Consider the following 17,258-nt stretch of genomic DNA (forward strand, 5'->3'; position numbering starts at 1 on the left):
GCGAAGCGCGTCGGGGCGGGCGTTCCGCGTCATGGGGCGCTGCACTAGAGTGCGAAGTACGCGCGTTGCGGGCCGGTGCCCGGGGTTCGCGCGAATCGCTCGCCCTGCCTTCCTCGAGGAGACCGCCCGATGGCCGCTGCTGCCGAACTCATCGAATCGCTTCACCTGGTCGAGCCCGACAGCTATGCCGAACGCGGCTACCCGCACGTCGAGTGGGCGAAGCTTCGCCAGACCGCGCCGATCGAGCGCTTCGAGCCCGAGGGCTGGCCGCCTTTCTGGGCCGTGACGCGCTACGCGGACATCGTGCAGATCTCGAAGAACCCGCAGTCCTTCCTCAACAAGGATGGGATCAGCTTCGATCGTCTCGAGGGTCTCGACCGCGACGAGGCCGGAATGAAGATGCGGACCATCATCGAGATGGACAACCCGGACCATCGGAAGTACCGCGCCGTCGCGAGCCGCTTCTTCACGCCGCGCAGTCTCGGCCGTTGGGACGCGATGATCGAACAGGTCGCCGTCCGACTCGTCGACGCGCTCGGAGAGGAGGGGGAGGCCGACTGGGTCACCGACGTCGCCTCGCTCCACCCGCTCGCGGTCATCTGCAGGATCCTCGGCGCGCCAGAAGAAGACGAGCCCTTCGTCCTGAAGACGACCAACGAGATCTTCGGCCGCGACGATCCCGAGTTCCAGCGACCGGGCATGACCGCGCGGGAATCGGTCATGGCCGCCGCGATGGACTTCGGCGCGTACTTCCACGAGATCCTGGAAGACCGGCGCAAGACGCCGCAGGACGACCTCGTGTCGCTCTTCGCGAACGCGCGGGTCGACGGCGAGCCGATGAACGAGATCGACACGATGGGCTACTGCCTGGTGATGTTCATCGCCGGTCACGAGACGACCCGCGGCGGACTGACCGGCGGGATGAAGGCGCTGCTCGACCATCCGGATCAGCTGGCAAAGTGGAAGTCGGACCCGGCCGCCTACACGAAGTCCGGGGTCGAGGAGATTCTGCGCTACGTGACGCCGGTCAACACGATGGCCCGGACCGTCGCCGAGGACATCGAGATCGGCGGGCGGCAGATGAGAGCCGGCGACCGGCTGATCATGTACTACGCCTCGGCGAACCGGGACGAGGACGTCTTCGAGGCGCCGAACACGTTCCGGATCGACCGCCATCCGAATCCGCATCTCGCCTTCGGGATCGGGGAGCACTTCTGCCTCGGCGCGCACCTCGCGCGGAAGACCCAGCAGTCGATGTTCCGCGAGTTCGTCTCGCGGGTGGAGCACGTCGAGCAGGTCGGGGAGGCGGAGCGCACCGCCTCCAACCTCGTTCCCGGACTCAAGCACCTGCCGATCCGCTATCGGCTGCGACCGCACGCGGCCTAGACCCGGTGGGAGCGCGCCCGCCCGGTCGCGCGAAACGCGTCGGTCTCGCGCTCGTTCGCCGGCTCCACGCCGTCAGGGCGGCGCGAGGTCCTCATCCAGCTCCGCGTCGCATGGCCCTCGGAATCGCGCCAATTCGCCTCGTTCTGTGTCAAAATGGCACGAAACCGAGGGGGAGAGTGGCCTCAGGAGCAGCATAGTGGGCACGCCACCTGCATTCGTCTGCATTTGTCGCTCGTAGGTGGGCAGTGCGGTGCGCCCGGCAGCGCGAAGGGGAGTGGGCGTGATTCGAAAAGTCCTGGTGGTAGACGACGACCCCGTCATGCGCGAGATGGTCGAAGAGATGCTCTCCAGCCACGGCCACCCCGTGGTCGTGGCGGCGTCCGCCGAGGAGGCGCTCGAGCGGGCCGCGTCCGAGCCCGATTTCGGCTGCGTCGTGACGGACCTGCAGATGCCGGGGATGGACGGGCTCGGGTTGCTCGGCGCGTTGCGCGAACGTCACCCGTCGACCCCGGTCGTGCTGATGACCAGCTTCGGCTCGGTCGACACGGCGGTCGAGGCGATGCGGCTGGGCGCACACGACTTCGTCACCAAGCCCTTCCAGGCGGAGCGCCTGCTGCTGACCCTCGAACGCGCCCTCGAGAATCGCGCGCTCGTCGACGAGAACAAGCGACTGCGCGCCGCGGCGGAGCGGACCGCATCGTTCGGGGATCTGGTCGGGAAGAGTCTGGCGATGAACGAGATCTACGCGCTGATCCGCAAGATCGCGAGCAATCGCAGCAACGTCCTGATCACGGGCGAGAGTGGAACGGGCAAGGAGGTGGTCGCGCGCACGGTCCACATGTCGGGCGCTCGCGCGGAGGGCCCCTTCGTTCCGATCAACTGCACGGCCATGCCGGAAGGGCTCCTCGAGAGCGAACTCTTCGGCCACGTGCGCGGCGCGTTCACGGGCGCGAACTCGAACAAGAAGGGGCTCTTCGAAGCCGCCAACGGGGGCACGCTCTTCCTCGACGAGATCGGGGACATGTCGCCGACGCTCCAGGGCAAGCTCCTGCGCGTGATCCAGGACCAGGAGATCCGCCCCGTCGGCGGGACCCAGTCCATCAAGGTCGACGTCCGGCTCGTGTCCGCGACGAATCGCGACCTGCGTGCGGACATCGCGGAGGGGCTCTTCCGCGAAGACCTCTTCTACCGGCTGAACGTGATCCCGATCCACATCCCGCCGCTTCGCGAGCGCCCCGAGGACATCCCGCCGCTCGCGCAGGCCTTCGTGGCGCGATTGTCGGAGGGAGCGCCGTGCACGCTGTCGGAGAACGCGATGCGCAAGCTCTGCCGTTCGCCGTGGCCGGGAAACGCCCGCGAGCTCCAGAACTGCCTGGAGCGGAGTCTCGCCCTGGCCGATGGGAACGAGATCCACGCGAGCGACATCCTGATTCCCGACGACCCGGTCCAGGGCGACGGCAGTCTCGAGGAAGCGATCACCCAGCTCGCGCAGCAGCGCAGGCTCTCCCTGTCCGAGCTCGGCGACCTCTACGTGGAGGCCGTGCTCGAGGCGACGGACGGGCGAAAGAGCGAGGCGGCCCGGGTGCTCGGAGTCAATCGGCGAACGCTCTATCGCCGCGAGGAGCGGCGGGCGCGAGGGCAGGACGCCTCCCCGGAGCGCCAGGCGAGCTGAATCGTCGCCCCCTCGTCCGGGGTCGGGCGGTATTTCGCCGTCCGCACTGTACATCCCTCGGATCGTGCCTAGCGTTTCGACGTGATGGACAGAGAAGCCCGCGAAACTGCCGATCGCCTGGAGTCGATCCTCGAGTCCGCCGTCGACGGCATCATCTCGATGGACGAGGCCGGCACGATCGAGTCGGTGAACCAGGCCGCCGTCCACATCTTCGGCTACGACCGGGAAGAGATGATCGGCTCGCCGGTGACGATGCTCATGCCGTCGCCCCATCGCGAGGAGCACGGGACCTACGTCGCTCGGTACATCGAGACGGGCGAAGCGCAGATCATCGGCCGAGGGCGCGAGGTTTCGGGTCTCCACAAGGACGGCACCGAGTTTCCGCTCTACCTTGCCGTCAGCGAGGGCCGGCATCGGGACGCGCGCGTCTTCACCGGGATCGTCCGCGACCTGTCCGCGCTCCACCTCGCGGAGGAGCGCGCACGCTCCGCCGAGCAGCTCGCCTCGCTCTCGCTCCTCACCGCCGGGATCGCCCACGACATCGGCACGCCGATGAACGTGATCCTCGGCTACGCGGACATGCTCAAGGACTCGCTGTCCAACGAGAAGGATCGTCGTCGCGCGGAGATCATCTCGGAGCAGGTGCGGCGCGTGACGAACCTGATCGAGACCCTCCTCAACATCGCGCGTCCGCACGAGATGATCCGAGCTCCGATCCTGGCCGCCGACGTGATGGATCACGCTCTCGACTTCTTCCGGGAGAAGCTCCGGTCCCGGGGCGTCGACGTCGAACGCAGCTACCCGGACCGCGGCGAGATCCTCGGCGACAAGGATCGGCTCGAGCAGACCTTCCTGAATCTGATCGTGAACGCCGCGGACGCGATGTCCGGCGGCGGCAAGCTCTCGGTGTCGGTCGCGACCGGCGAGGACGGCTGGATCGAGATCGCGCTCCGCGACACCGGGGAGGGGATCGAGGAAGGGATGCTCGACCGGGTCTTCGAACCCTTCCAGACGACGAAGGGGCGCGGGGAAGGGACCGGACTGGGCCTCGTCGTCTGCCGCTCGATCGTGCTCGCCCACCATGGAACGATCGGCGTCGAGAGCGAGGTCGGGCAGGGCACGCGCTTCCTCCTGCGCTTCCCGCCGCGTGATCAGGCCGAGGTCCTTCATCGTCAGGGCTGAGGCTCTGTCGGGGCTGAGGCTCCATCAGGGCTGAGGCTCTGTCAGGGCTGAGGCTCCGCGAAGGCTGACGCACGGCCCTGTGAGCGGATTCGCGCACCCCGAGGCGACTCGTCACCGAGATGTGGCGGGATGTCCCGATCGCGCCCGTGGGGCTCCCTGAGGCGCGGTAGACGCTGCCGCCGTCCGGCACGCCACTTGCGTTGCGTGGGGCAGGACCGCCGGTCGTGCAACGCGGTCCGGGAGGCGAGCATGGCGAGAACGATCCTGGTCCCCGTCGATTTTTCCGAGGCATCGCGTGCGGCCGTGCTCCGCGCGCGGGCCATCGCGCGCGCCACCGGTGCCCGCATGAGGCTCCTCCACGCCTGCCCTCCGCCGAACGACGGCCTCGACGCCCGTCTGGCAGAGAAGCTCACCGAGGAGCTGCGACGCGACGCCAAGCTGCGCCTGGCGGCGTTCGCCGGAACCTACGACGACGGCCGGGGCGGTCTCTCGACGGCCTTCGAGGAGGCGGACCCCGCGCGCGCCATTCGCGATGCCGCCGAGGACGAGGACGTCTCCCTGATCGTCATGGGCTCCCATGGCCGACGGGGGATCGACCGCTTCCTGCTGGGGAGCGTCGCAGCGCGGGTCGTCCGGTGGGCGGCGAAGCCGGTCCTCGTCGTTCGGGGCGAGCCCGCGGTCGCCGACGACGGACCGCCCGTGCGATCGGTCCTGCTCGCGACGGACTTCTCCGATCAGGCGCGGGGCCTCGAGCCCGGCGTCGCCGACTGGGCCCGCCGCTTCGGCGCCGAGGTCGAAGTGTTCCACGTGATTCGCGAGACCTCGGTCCTGCTGGCGCCCTACGCGGTGACCGGCTCGAGCGACTTCGAGGGAGAGATGCTCGAGGCCGCCGAGTCGCGGATGGAGGGCGTCCTCCGGCGATTGCGGGGCATGGGCGTCCACGCGAAGTCGAAGATCGTCTACGGCGTCCCCGCCGAAGAGATCCTCCGCCGTGCCGAGGCGACCAACGTCGACGTCGTCGCCGTCGGGACGCGCGGCTACTCCGGACTCCAGCGCTTCCTGCTCGGAAGCGTCGCGCAGCGTGTCCTGTCCCAGGCGCCCTGCGATGTGCTGGTCGACGCCGGTCACGAGCGGCCGGTCGAGGCCGAGGCGCCGAAGCCCTCGCTCCAGGTCGAGATGGCCTGGGCGGAAGCCGTCGAGCCCGTCTCGGGGACCGCGGCGCGGGTCGAGACCGTGACTGCTGCCTGGGGTGTGGGAGAAGTGCCGATCTCCGCGGGCGCTTCCCACGAGGCCGAGGATACCTGGGTTCCTCTCGAAGCCGCGGATCTCGCGAACCGACTCTTCGCGCTCGTGATGGCCGGCGTGCTGGGCGTCATCCTCGCGATGTCGATCACGGCCGCGGGCATCTGAGGCGGGAATGCGGGAAGAGACGACCAGGGCATCTCGCCCGACGTTCGAGGAGGATCGACGATGGGGACGGACACGAATCTCGGGGATGCCGGCGAGCGGCTTCGGATGCGATCCCACGAACGTCGGATCGAGGGGCAGCACGCGCGGCTGGACGAGTTCGCGCACGACGTCTACGACACCCTCCAGAAGAGCGCCCTCGACAAGGAAGGCATCGCCGCGGCGCTCGAGGACTTCCGGCTCTACGAGACCGCGCTCGAAGCACACATGAGCCTCGAGGAAGACGTGACCTTCCCGCGCCTCCATGGCCTGCGACCGGATCTCGGGGAACGACTCACGACGCTCATCCGCGAGCACGACCGGCTCCGGGAGGAGGTCGAGGGCATCAAGGCGCAGCTGGGGAAGGGCGACCGATCCGGCGCCCGGTTCGCCCTCGAGGCCTTCGCCCGGCGCCTCGACCGCCACGAAGCGAGCGAAGAGGAGCTCATGGCGCGGGTGGGCGAAGGGCCGATGGTCGCGGTCGACCCGACCTCCTGACTGCGCGCTCGCCCGGCCGGACTTGCCGGCTAAAGATCGGTGAGTGGACGGCCGATCGAGGGAGAGCTACATACTGCGGCGGCGGGAAACCCCGCCCGGGCGGCGACGACTCGAATCTTCGAGGACAGGATCGCCGACCCCACCGGTGAACAGCAGGATCTACCTCAGTTCGCGCTCCGTCCGCATTGCGGCGGATTCGTCGATTCGACACGCGAGCCCCTCCTAGTCGGTAGATCACACCGGACCTTTTCTCCCATCCATCCCTGCACTGTTGTCGGGGATCGAGTTCGAGAAGAGTCGTGCGCGCGCGCCAAGGGGGCGGCGTCCACGACGGAGTATCATTTTGTCCAGCGCACTCGCGCAACCCGATTCCGCGGCCGACGACTTCGGCCAGTTCTCCTTCCACCCGTCCCTCGAGAAGGGACTCTCCCGCGCCGGCTTCGAGGCGCCCCGCCCGATCCAGCGGGAGACCATTCCCGCCTGTCTCGATGGCCGCGACGTCATGGGACTCGCCCAGACGGGCACCGGCAAGACCGCCGCGTTCGCCCTTCCCATCCTCCAGCGACTGATCGAGGAGCCCGGCCGTGGCCCCCTCGTGATGATCCTCGCCCCGACCCGTGAGCTCGCGATCCAGATCCACGCGGAGATCGAGGAACTCGCGCGCTTCGCGAAGGTCCAGGCGACGACGCTGATCGGCGGCGTGCCGATCGGCAAGCAGCTCCGCGCCCTCCGGCGCGATCCCGAGATCGTCGTCGGCTGCCCCGGTCGCGTGCTCGACCTGATCCAGCAGCGCGAGCTCGACGTACGCGGGATCGACACCCTCGTGCTCGACGAGGCCGATCACATGTTCGACATGGGCTTCCTCCCGGACCTGCGTCGGATCCTGAAGTCGTTGCCCGACGATCGGCAGAACCTCCTCTTCTCGGCGACGATGCCGCGAGAGGTCCGCAAGCTCGCCAACGATCTGTTGGACGATCCGCACGTCGTCGAGCTGGCGCCGAGCGCGCCGGCAGAGGCGATCGAGCACGGTCTCTTCGAGACGGATTCGACGCGCAAGCAGGGGCTGCTCGACGCCTTGCTCTCCTTCGAGGACTGCGGCTCGGCGATCGTCTTCACGCGAACGAAGCACCGCGCCAAGCGCCTCGCCGACAAGCTCGACCGCCAGGGCCGCCGGGCCGTCGCGCTCCAGGGCAACATGTCCCAGGGCCAGCGCCAGAAGGCGATGGGCGGCTTCCGGGAAGGGCGCTTCGACATCCTCGTCGCGACGGACATCGCGGCCCGGGGCATCGACGTCGCGGGCATCGACTACGTCGTGAACTTCGATCCGCCGGACACGCCCGAGACCTACACCCACCGGATCGGCCGCACCGGCCGGGCCGGGGCCTCCGGTCGCGCGATCACGTTCGTGACGCGCGAGGACCGCGGCTGGGTCCGCGACACCGAACGCATGCTCGGCGAGAAGCTCATCCGCTTCGAGACGCCGGAGGTCGAGGTCTCGAAGGAGGCCCTCGAGAGCCCCGGACGTCGCGGCCACGGGCGAGGCGGCGCGGGTCGCGGTTCGCGGTCCCGGAACGGCGGCCATGGCGGCGCGGGGCGTCGCAGCAATCGTCCCGGGGCGGATTCCGGCTCGCGGGACGGACAGCGCGCCGGCGCGAATGCGAGTGCGAAGGAAGGCGGTCGCTCCGGACGGGGCGGTGCTTCGAAGAACCGCTCGCGCAGGGGCGCCGGCAAGAGCGAGGCGCGATCGGGTCGCGAAGGCGCTCCGAAGGCCGGCGGTCGTCGCCGCCGCGGCGGACGCCCGAACGCCCGACCCACCGCGCCCTGAGCGCTTCCCTCACGCGCGACGTGCGCCGGTCCCCCGGATCGGCACGCGTCGCGGCGTGGGCCCGGGCCTGACCGCGTGAAACAGGCCTGACCGCGGGAGACAGGCCTGACCGCGTGAAACAGGCTCGACCGGTGCGCTAGGCGTACGGGCCGATCAGCGAGACGAGCACGAAGCTCATCGCGCCGACCAGCGCGGCCGCGACCAGGCCCACGGCCAGGGGCCGGAGGCCGAGGCCGCGGAGTCGCGCGAAGCTCGTGCCGAGTCCGACCGAAGCCATCGCGACGGTCAGCAGGAGCTTCGCGAGATCGGTCGTCCAGCCGATCAGGGCGTCCCAGGACGCGCTCGTCAAGAGGCCCCAGAAGGGCTCCGCCCCGGCGTCGCCGAGGGTGCGGAGCAGGCTCATCGCGATGAACCCGAACACGAAGAGCGGGATCGCCGCCTTCAGCTGTTCGCCGAGCGAGGTGTCCGGGCGCCGCCGACGCGTCGCGAACGCCATGGCCGGGATCACCGCGACCATGAACATGTTGCGCTGGAGCTTGGTGACCGTGGCGGCGTCGAGCGCGTCCGGCGCGCCGAACTGCTCCGCGTACACGAGGCCGGCGCCCGCGACCTGAGCGGTGTCGTGGATCGCCGTCCCGAGAAAGAGTCCCACGAGCGTCGGGTCCCCGTCGAAGAGCGCGTGGCCCAGGAAGGGGTGGAGGATCAGCGCGACGAGGCCGAAGAGCGTCACGCACCCCACCGCATAGCTGACCTCGTCGTCGGTCGCTTCGATCGTCGGTGCGAGGGCGACGATCGCCGAGTTGCCGCAGATCGCGGTTCCGACCGCGATCAGGGTCGCGAGTCGCGGCGGCAGATCGATCGCGCGACCGATCCGGGTCACGAAGAGCAGCGCCGTCGCGATGCATCCGATCACGATCGGAAGTGCGACGAGCCCGATCGATCCGGCGGCGGCGAGGCTCAGGCGGATCCCGAGGAGCGCCACGCCGATCCGGAGCAGGCGCTTGAGCGCCAGGCTCAGCCCCGATTCGAAGATCGCGGGCAGGCCGACCCCGTTGCGGATCGCGAGGCCGAGCAGGATCGCGACCAGGATCGGGCTCAGCGGCGCGCCGGAGAAGCCGAGCGCCGCGGAGAACGCGTCCGACACCACGCCGCCGACGGCGGCGATCGCCAGCGCCAGGGCCACGCCCGGAAGGATCTCGCCGAAGCGCGCGAAGAGCGCGTTGCCCGAGTGCTGCCAGGGCGCCCAGCGCTCCCGCTCGGCCTCGGTTTCGCCCGGACCGAGGACGTCCGGCAGGCCCTCCATCGAGTCGAGGTACTGGACGAGGTCGGGATTCGAGTACGGATCACCGGCGGATCGATTCGGACGGACCTGATCCAAGCGGCTCCTCTCCGCGTGGCCTCTACCTGCGCGCGCGGCGCATACGATAGTCGATCGCCGCCTGCGTCGGTCGCGCTACTCCGACGGGGCCGGCGTGCCGACCTTCGCCGCTGCGAGGAAGAAGAGGCTCCCCGTCACGACTTCGATCGCGATGAACTGCGTCGCGAAGTCGGCGCCGGACACCACGGCGGCGAGGGTCCGGCCGAACGCCGCCCCGAAGAGGAGCAGGCCCGCCGCACGGATCCAGGTCGGCGCCTGGCGATAGGCGCCCCAGAGCCCGAAGCCGCCCAGGCAGAGAAAGAACCCCGTGAGGTCACCGACCTGCGTGCTGCGGGCCATACCGTCGAGGAGCGGCATCCCGAGCCCCTCCGCGGCGCCCTTCGCGTCGATGATCCATCCGAGGCCCTGGAGGAAGAAGAAGGCCCCGAGCAGGCCACCGAGAATCCGAAACGCCATCGTGCGCCTCCCCGTCGAATCGATTCGGCGCAGTCTAGGCGTCGGGCCCGACGATGGCACCTGCGTCGGCGCCGGTCTCGACGGGCGGGTCAGCCCCGCATGATCCGGTCGGCCAGTCGCTTCCGGACCCACATCGGCAGGAGTCGGGAAGCGATCCGCAGGCCCTTCGCGTCCCGACCGACCGTGTAGAAATCACGCGGACGGGGCTCGGTCAGCGCCCGGTAGTAGGTCTCCGCGACTTCCTCGGGCTCCTTGCCCGAGCCCTCCATGTCCTCGGAGAGCCTCGACATGCGGTCGAGCATGTCGCCGTAGAGGGCCTCCGCCTCCGCGGGGAGCTTGGTGCGGGCCTTCGCGCTCGCGTCGCCGGCGGTCTGGGTCATGCGCGTCTTGATGTGGCCGGGGTCGAGGACGCAGACGTGGATGCCGAACTGCGCGACCTCCGCCTGGAGCTGCCGCGACAGGAGCTCGAGCCCGATCTTCGACGCGGGGTAGGTGCTCATCAGGGGCATCGTGAAGAGGACCGATCCCGACGTGACGTTGACGATCCGTCCCTTCGCCTTCCGGAGCAGCGGCAGGAAGGCCTGCGCACAGTGGATGCTCCCGTAGAGATTGACCTCGACCGGAATCGCCATTTCGTCCCGGTCGAGGAACTCGATCGGACCGCTCGCGCCGACGCCCGCGTTGCAGACGAGGCCGTCGAGGCCGGCCTCGCCGACGGCGGCTCGGACTGCGTGGGCCATCTCGAAGACCTGATCGCGCTCGCGGACGTCGCAGAGGATGGCGCGGAGCGAGCCCGGTGCTTCCTTCTCGAGGGCGGCGGCGTCCTCCGGCTTGCGCACCGCCGCGAAGACCTGCCAACCGGCGCGGGCCATCCGGAAGGCCGCCGCGCGGCCAGCGCCCACGGAGCACCCGGTGATCACGACCGACTTCTGTCCTGCCCCCATCGCCCGACTCCCTCGCGAATGGATTCACCTCGACGCTACCACGCGCCCGTGACCGTTCTATCGTTCGAGCCCCGGCCGCGATGCCCGCGACCGTTCTATCGTTCCCGCTCCGGTCGCGAAGTCCTCGACCGTCCTATCGTCCCGGCTCAGGCCGCGATGCCCGCGACCGATCGATCCGGAGTCTCCCCGTTCATGGCGAATCATCTCGAAGGCCGCGTCATCGTGATCACCGGCGCCGGCGGGGGCTTCGGCCGCCTCGTCGCCCAGAAGACCGCGGCGCGCGGCGCGAAGATCGTGGCCTCCGACGTCGACCGGTCCGGTCTCGACGAGACCGTCGCGAGCGTCGAGGCCGCAGGAGGGGAGGCGATCGGCGTCGTCGCGGACGTGACGGATCGGGCGGCGATGGCGGCCCTCGCGGCCGCCGCCCTCGATCGCTTCGGGGCGATCGACGTCATGCTGAACAACGCCGGCGTCATGCCGCTCGCGTTCTTCACGGATCACGCCGAGGCGGCGGCGGCCTGGGATCGTTGCATCGACATCAACCTGAAGGGCGTGCTGAACGGGATCTGCGCGGTGCACGACGCGATGACCCGGCAGGGCAGGGGGCACGTCGTGAACGTGTCGTCGATCTACGGCAACGGTCCGGTCCCTGGAGCAGCGGTCTACGGCGCGACGAAGGCGGCCGTGCGATTCCTCTCCGAGGCGCTGCGGCAGGAGTCCCAGGGCCGCATCAAGGTCACGACGATCCGTCCGACCGGGGTTCCGGGAACGAATCTGGGCGCCGGCATGATCAACCCGGCGGCCTTCTCGGGCATCCTGGGCGCCGGGGCCGAGGCATTCATGGCGAAGATGGGGCAGGTCTTCGGCGAGGATCCGCCGACGGACCTCACGGATCCCGAAGCGATCGAGTACTTCGCCCTGGCGCCGGAGCTGCTCGCCGATCAGATCGTCTACGCGATCGACCAGCCCTGGGGCGTGTCGATCAGCGACGTGACCGTCCGCGCCTCCGGCGACGGATACATGCTCTAGCCGAGCGAAGAGGAGAAGGCTTCATGGCGGATCTCGAAACCCTGGCGGCGCAGGTCGCCGAGCTGCGAGACCTCGAAGAGATCAAGAAGGTCAAGTACCGCTACTTCCGCGCGATGACCGACAACGACCACGATGCGCTGAAGGAGACGCTCACCGAGGACGTCGTCACGTCCTACTCGGACGGAAAGTACGTCTTCGAGGATCGCGCCCAGCTGCTCGGGTTCCTGATCGAGTCCCACGACCCGAACGCCGGGATCATGGCGTACTGGATGGCGGGGATGCCCGAGATCACTCTCGAGAGCGAGACGAGTGCAACGGCTGTCTGGGCGATGTACCACTACTTCTACAGCCAGAAGGGCGGCTTCGTCGACGAGATGTTCGTCTACTACGACGACGCCTACCGCAAGGAAGACGGCGTGTGGCGCATCTCGAAGACCGGCTATCGCCGCGTGATCAACCAGCTGCTCGACCGGCGGGAGATGCCCTACACGATGCAGGCACCGCAGTGGGCGGTGGACGCGCAGAAGGCGACGAAGGAGGGCTGAAGCCTTGCTTCAGCCATCGCCCTTCTGGGCCTCGCGTTCCTCCGCGCCGGCGGACATCAGGTTGACCTCGACCAGATAGTCCGGCGGGGTCAGGTTCTTCATCGACGCGTAGCGCTCGTCGAGCTTCTGCATCTGATGCGGGAGCGCGTAGGTCGCCCAGAAGAGATCTTCCTCGATCCCACGCAGGCACAGATCCGCCACGTCCGAGAGCGGGGCTTCCACGACCTCCTGTCCGGCGGCGGCGGCGCGCTGCCTGTAGTCCTCGAGGGCGTCGCGCGGATTGTTGTCGTCCGGATCGTTGCGCAGGTAGCGGTCGGGGCGATTCGCGCCGGCGCGCCAGATCCCCGTGGCGAGCACGCCCGGGGTCGGACTCGAGGGGAGCAGGAGCGACGCGCTCACTTTCGAGCCCATCTCGCGGAGCTGGCCCCAGAGGCATTCGGTCAGCGTCGTGACCGCCGCCTTGGTCACGGGATAGATCCCGCTGCTCGCGATCGGGTAGTAGGCGCCGTTGCCCGACGAGGTGTTCACGACGTGTCCCTCGTCCTGCTCGACGAGCAGCGGCACGAATGCGTTCATGCCGTTGATCACGCCCATCACGTTCACGTCGAGGCTCCACTTCCAGTCGTTCAGGTGGTGCTCCCAGACGCTGCCCTTCGCGCCGGCGCCGACCGCCGCGTTGTTCACGATCACGTGGCAAGCGCCGAATCGGTCGAGGGTCCGGTCGCGGAGCGCGCAGAGGGCATCGAAGTCCGTCACGTCGACGCTCTCGCCGACGACGTCCGGGGATCCGAGGTCGCGCGTCGCCTCATCGAGGGCCGCCTGGTGGAGGTCGGCGAGGACGACCTTCATGCCCTTCGCGAGCATCGCGCGCCCGATCTCGATCCCGATTCCGCCGCTTCCGCCGGTCACTACGGCGACCTTGTCGCGCAGGTCCTTCATCGTTCTTCGCTCCTCGTTGCCGACCGGGTCGGATCGTGGGTGGAGGAACGATGTTGGTATGGAAATCGGGGCGCTGCCACGCGCGGGATCCCGGCTCAGGCCGCTTCGCGATTCACCGGCTCCTCGAAGGTCCCGAAGAGCTTGTCGTAGAACATCGTGAGCGTCGCGTAGTTGCCGTGGCTCATGTCGACGTGGTGCGCGTGGTGGACGCCCGTGATGTAGTCGACCGTCCGGAAGAACCAGCTGTCCTTCGGCAGCCGCGTGTACGTGTGATTGATCGTGTTCAGCTGGGTGAAGATCAGCGTCGCGATCGCCGCGGAGACCGCGTGAAGCGCGCCGCCGCTGATCAGAGCCACGATCGGGATCGAGAAGAGGAAGAGGCAGAGGCCGATGAAGGTCTCGAGGGGATGGACGTAGAGGGAGTCCGCCCAGGTGGGCTTGCGTGCCTGGTGGTGGAGGGCGTGGACCTTCCGGAGCAGGTCGCCGTGGAAGAGCGAGCGATGGGTCCAGTAGTACATGAAGTCGAAGATCGCGAGGACGGCCACGATCTCGAGGAGGTGCTGCCAGAGCGGTCGCGAATCGAAGCTCACGCTGAAGGGCAGGACCGCCACGAAGAAGCCGAGATTCGTGTACTTGCCGATGTTCTCGCTCGCCTTCATGCCGTCCCGGAAGCTGTCGCGGGCCATCTTGATCTTGTCCGCGGCGCGGTTCTCGAGGCGCATCTCCTCCATGACGGGGATGCTGAAGACGAGCTTCTTGCCGACGATCGTGAGGCCGACGAGGACGGCGATGTAGGTGAGGGCGGCGAGCCAGTCGTAGGTCATCGGGGTTCTCCTGGGCTCGAAGCGAGCCTTGGGGTGGGGCTGGGCGTAGACGAGTGTCCGGGCCTTTCTCTCGTGGAGCGGTCGGTTCTCAGCCGTTGTGCAGCGCCGCTTCCGCGGCGGTGGGGTTCGTGGGTTCGGCGAGCAGCGCCGCGAGGCGCCTGGCCGCGTCGTGTCCGAGGTCTCGGCGGAGGCGCTCCGCGAGTCGTTCGAGAGGCTCTCCGTCCTGGGGCGTGCCGTCGAAGACCTCGCGCTCGAGGCCGAGGGATTCGTAGAGCGCGCGAGCCCCTCGCTGGAGCGCGCCGAAGCGCCTTGCGCCGATCGCCGCCGCATAGCGCTCGTCCAGCGCGTCGAGGGCCGAGACCGAATCGCGGATCAGGGTCTCGCCGGCTTCGGAGAGGAGGAAGACGACGCCCCGGCGATCGCGCGGGTCGGGCTCGCGGCGCAGGTAGCCCATGCCCTCGAGCTCGCGGGCGGTCGCGCTGATCGCCTGGCGCGAGATCCCTTGCACGCGGGCGAGGGCGGCGACCCGTGCGCCTTCAGGGCCGATCAGCGGCAGCACCTGGGCGTGGGACATCTTCAGGCCGGCGTGTCCGCGCGCGGCGGTTTCGTCCATCAGCGTGCGCTGGGCGTCGACCGAGAGGAGAGGGAGGGTTCCGATCGAAGCGTTCCGTCCCGCGATCGGCAGCACGTCCGGCGTGTCCGAGAGGGCGCGGAGGAGCCGCGCGGCGGCCTCTTCGAAGCGCGCCATGGCGTCTTCCCCGATCCGCTCGGCGTACTCCACCGAGAGGAGCCGGAGCTGGCGGCTGGCGTCGGAGACCAGGCGGCGGCCCGGATCGGTCAGGTCGATCACCCGGTTGCGGCCGTCCTTCGGGTCGGCGCGGCGCTCGGTGTAGCCAGCCTTCTCGCAGGCGCTGACCAGTTGGCTGACGGCCTGGGGCGAGATCGAGAGCGCCGCCGCCAGCGCGCCGAGCGGTCGCGCGCGCTGGGCCACGAGGGCGAGCACGGGGCCGAAGCTCGGGCGGAGATTCGCGTAGCCATCGCTCGAGGAGAGGCGGCCGAGCATGCGGTTCTCGAAGTCCCGCGCGACGCCCATCACGTGGCGAGCCGTGTTCGAGCGGTAGCGGGACCAGACCTCGTCGCTCATCGGCGGCGGGACCGGGGCGCTCGCGGCACCGATCGGGGCGCGGGGGGTGGGCTCGACCATCGCGGAACCCTAGAGGAGAAGGGGTAATTAATCAAGAATGATTGACAAGTTTGGCAGATTCCCTTGAGGGAATCGGGCTGGCTCCCCCGCCTGCGCCGCGCGACCGTTCCGACCGGCGGCGAGCCGCGAACGAGGAGAGGGCGATGCAGGATTTCGAGGGGCGGACGGCGGTGATCACCGGGAGCGCGAGCGGTATGGGCCTCGCCTTCGCGGAGAGCTTCGGCCGGGTGGGCATGAACGTCGTCCTGGCGGACATCGAGGAGGATGCCCTCAAGGCCGCTGCGGCCCGGGTCGAATCCCTCGGCGCGACCGTCCTGCCGGTCGTGACCGACGTGGGCGACGCCGCTGCGATGGACCATCTCGGCGAGGCGACCCGCGAGGCCTTCGGCGCGGCCCACGTCGTCTGCCTGAACGCGGGCGTATCTGCGCCGACGGTGCCGATGGACGCGCTCTCGGCGAACGACTGGCAGTGGACCCTGGACGTCAACCTCTACGGGGTGATCCATGGCATCCGCGTCTTCCTTCCGGGCCTCAAGGCCCAGGACGAGGGCTGCGTCGTCGTGACGGCTTCCGTCGCCGGCCTGACCTCCCATCCCTGGCTCGCCCCCTACAACGCGTCGAAGCACGCGGTCGTCTCGATCGCCGAGACGCTCCACGCGGAGCTCGTCAACACGGGCTCCAACGTGACCGCCCACTGCCTCTGCCCGGGCATGGTCGCGACCAACATCGGGACCTCCGAGCGCAACCGGCCCAAGGCGCTCGCGGACGAGGTCGCGAACGTGTCGATGCCCGGCGCGATGGGCGAGCTCGGCGAAGACGTGGACGAGTTCCTGAAGCTCGCGCAGACGCCGGATGCGGTCGCCGAACGCGTGCTCGCCGCCGTCGTCGAAGGGCGCTTCTGGATCGAGACCGACGCCTACTACCGGGACACGATCAAGGCGCGGCACCACTCGATCGAGACGCGGACCGCGCCGCCGGTCGCGAAGAGCGTGATGGATCCCTACTTCGCGAAGCGCTAGCGGAGAGCGCTAGGCGCGCGGGGGTCGCGGGACGAGGAGCGACGTGCGCGCGCGGTAGGCGACGAACTCGGGATCGTCCCCCCAGCGCTTCTCGGAGCGAGCGCGCAGGAGCGGGATCCCGCTGATCCGGGTGAGCAGGACGAAGACGAAGACCGGCGAGATCAGCGTCGCGAGCTGCGTGCCCTGGAGCGTGGGCAAGGCGACCACCGCGATCCCCGCCCAGAGCAGGATCTCGCCGAAGTAGTTGGGGTGCTGGGACCAGGACCACAGGCCGGTCGTGATGAAGCGCCCGTCGTTGGCGTCGTCGTGACGGAAGACGCGCTTCTGCTGGTCCGCGATCACTTCGATCGACCAGCCGATGACCCACATGCCGAGGCCGATCCCCGCCGGCAGACCGAGGGCGACGGGCTCCGCGGTCGTCATCGCCACCAGCCCGCAGGCGAGGGTGAGGAAGACCCAGAGCCCCTGCAGCGTCCAGGCCATCAGGAAACGAGCGAAGTCGGGCTTGATCGCGTCGAACCGCCCGTCGCCACCGTCCTCGGAGATCCGTCGGACGAGGAAGGTGCCGAGGCGCAGCGCCCAGAGCATCACGCAGCCGCCGATCAGAAGCGCCCGCGGATCCCGGGGTCCCAGGGCGAGGGCGACGCCCGTGAGCGTCAGGTAGGTCAGGCTCCCCGTCGCATCGTAGTAGCGCTCGGTCTGGGCCGAGAAGGCGTGGGCGAACACGATCCAGTTGAGGACGAAGGCACCGAGCCCACAGAGGGCGAAGAGCGGGAGGCCGAGGGCGACCGGGGGGCCGGCGCTGCCCGCCCAGGCGATGGCGGCGCCGATCGCCAGAATCAGGGGCAGGGCGAGCCAGGCCTGGCGGGTCGCGGGTTTCATGGTCTCGTCCTCTCGCGCGGGGTGTCGGT

General features: G+C 69.3%; 16 protein-coding genes. 9 read left to right on the plus strand and 7 right to left on the minus strand.

Annotation, left to right across the window (positions count from 1 at the left end):
- Positions 1–129 precede the first annotated feature (129 nt).
- From NXI30_17855 to NXI30_17880, 6 genes are all read left to right on the plus strand, one after another.
- Positions 130–1,386 (plus strand): cytochrome P450, encoded by a 1,257-nt coding sequence (locus NXI30_17855; GenBank protein ID MCR9096093.1) that lies wholly within the window; start codon positions 130–132, stop codon positions 1,384–1,386.
- 280 nt (positions 1,387–1,666) lie between these two features.
- Complete coding sequence (locus NXI30_17860) at positions 1,667–3,058, plus strand: sigma-54 dependent transcriptional regulator (GenBank protein MCR9096094.1); 1,392 nt, start codon at positions 1,667–1,669, stop codon at positions 3,056–3,058.
- A gap of 84 nt (positions 3,059–3,142) precedes the next feature.
- Entirely contained in the window at positions 3,143–4,240 is a 1,098-nt protein-coding gene (locus tag NXI30_17865) for a PAS domain S-box protein (GenBank protein ID MCR9096095.1), read from the plus strand.
- Positions 4,241–4,489: 249 nt separating this feature from the next.
- Positions 4,490–5,650 carry a universal stress protein gene (locus tag NXI30_17870; GenBank protein MCR9096096.1) on the plus strand — a complete coding sequence of 387 codons (1,161 nt, stop codon included), beginning with the start codon at positions 4,490–4,492 and terminating at the stop codon, positions 5,648–5,650.
- Positions 5,651–5,710: 60 nt separating this feature from the next.
- Positions 5,711–6,184, plus strand: a complete 474-nt coding sequence (locus tag NXI30_17875; GenBank protein MCR9096097.1) for a hemerythrin domain-containing protein — start codon at positions 5,711–5,713, stop codon at positions 6,182–6,184.
- A 343-nt stretch (positions 6,185–6,527) separates the two neighbouring features.
- Positions 6,528–8,009 carry a DEAD/DEAH box helicase gene (locus NXI30_17880; protein ID MCR9096098.1) on the plus strand — a complete coding sequence of 494 codons (1,482 nt, stop codon included), beginning with the start codon at positions 6,528–6,530 and terminating at the stop codon, positions 8,007–8,009.
- A 136-nt stretch (positions 8,010–8,145) separates the two neighbouring features.
- On the opposite strand, the gene NXI30_17885 is transcribed toward NXI30_17880, so the two are convergent.
- From NXI30_17885 to NXI30_17895, 3 genes are all read right to left on the minus strand, one after another.
- Positions 8,146–9,387: a putative sulfate exporter family transporter gene (locus tag NXI30_17885; GenBank protein MCR9096099.1), complete on the minus strand. Its 1,242-nt coding sequence runs from the start codon at positions 9,385–9,387 to the stop codon at positions 8,146–8,148.
- A 75-nt stretch (positions 9,388–9,462) separates the two neighbouring features.
- A complete protein-coding gene (locus NXI30_17890; protein ID MCR9096100.1) occupies positions 9,463–9,843 on the minus strand; it encodes a hypothetical protein in 381 nt (126 codons plus the stop codon).
- An 89-nt stretch (positions 9,844–9,932) separates the two neighbouring features.
- On the minus strand, positions 9,933–10,787 hold the full coding sequence (locus NXI30_17895) for an SDR family NAD(P)-dependent oxidoreductase (GenBank protein ID MCR9096101.1): 855 nt from the start codon (positions 10,785–10,787) through the stop codon (positions 9,933–9,935).
- Between the two features lie 192 nt (positions 10,788–10,979).
- Between NXI30_17895 and NXI30_17900 the strand changes: the two genes are divergently transcribed.
- Both NXI30_17900 and NXI30_17905 read left to right on the plus strand, forming a co-directional pair.
- A complete protein-coding gene (locus NXI30_17900) occupies positions 10,980–11,816 on the plus strand; it encodes an SDR family oxidoreductase (protein ID MCR9096102.1) in 837 nt (278 codons plus the stop codon).
- A 23-nt stretch (positions 11,817–11,839) separates the two neighbouring features.
- Positions 11,840–12,361: a nuclear transport factor 2 family protein gene (locus NXI30_17905; protein ID MCR9096103.1), complete on the plus strand. Its 522-nt coding sequence runs from the start codon at positions 11,840–11,842 to the stop codon at positions 12,359–12,361.
- 9 nt (positions 12,362–12,370) lie between these two features.
- Here NXI30_17905 and NXI30_17910 read toward each other — a convergent pair whose 3' ends face one another.
- The 3 genes from NXI30_17910 to NXI30_17920 all read right to left on the minus strand — a co-directional run bounded on the left by NXI30_17910 (position 12,371) and on the right by NXI30_17920 (position 15,328).
- Complete coding sequence (locus NXI30_17910) at positions 12,371–13,300, minus strand: SDR family NAD(P)-dependent oxidoreductase (GenBank protein ID MCR9096104.1); 930 nt, start codon at positions 13,298–13,300, stop codon at positions 12,371–12,373.
- A 95-nt stretch (positions 13,301–13,395) separates the two neighbouring features.
- Positions 13,396–14,124 (minus strand): sterol desaturase family protein, encoded by a 729-nt coding sequence (locus tag NXI30_17915; GenBank protein MCR9096105.1) that lies wholly within the window; start codon positions 14,122–14,124, stop codon positions 13,396–13,398.
- 88 nt (positions 14,125–14,212) lie between these two features.
- Entirely contained in the window at positions 14,213–15,328 is a 1,116-nt protein-coding gene (locus tag NXI30_17920; protein MCR9096106.1) for a MarR family transcriptional regulator, read from the minus strand.
- 143 nt (positions 15,329–15,471) lie between these two features.
- Here NXI30_17920 and NXI30_17925 point away from each other — a divergent pair, with 143 nt between their 5' ends.
- Positions 15,472–16,347 carry an SDR family NAD(P)-dependent oxidoreductase gene (locus tag NXI30_17925; GenBank protein MCR9096107.1) on the plus strand — a complete coding sequence of 292 codons (876 nt, stop codon included), beginning with the start codon at positions 15,472–15,474 and terminating at the stop codon, positions 16,345–16,347.
- A 9-nt stretch (positions 16,348–16,356) separates the two neighbouring features.
- Here the strand turns inward: NXI30_17925 and NXI30_17930 are convergent, their stop codons facing one another.
- A complete protein-coding gene (locus tag NXI30_17930) occupies positions 16,357–17,229 on the minus strand; it encodes a DUF1295 domain-containing protein (GenBank protein MCR9096108.1) in 873 nt (290 codons plus the stop codon).
- Between the last annotated feature and the right edge of the window lie 29 nt (positions 17,230–17,258).

Source organism: bacterium (genome assembly GCA_024742285.1).
In the GTDB taxonomy this organism is placed as follows: Bacteria; Myxococcota_A; UBA9160; order UBA9160; family UBA4427; genus UBA4427.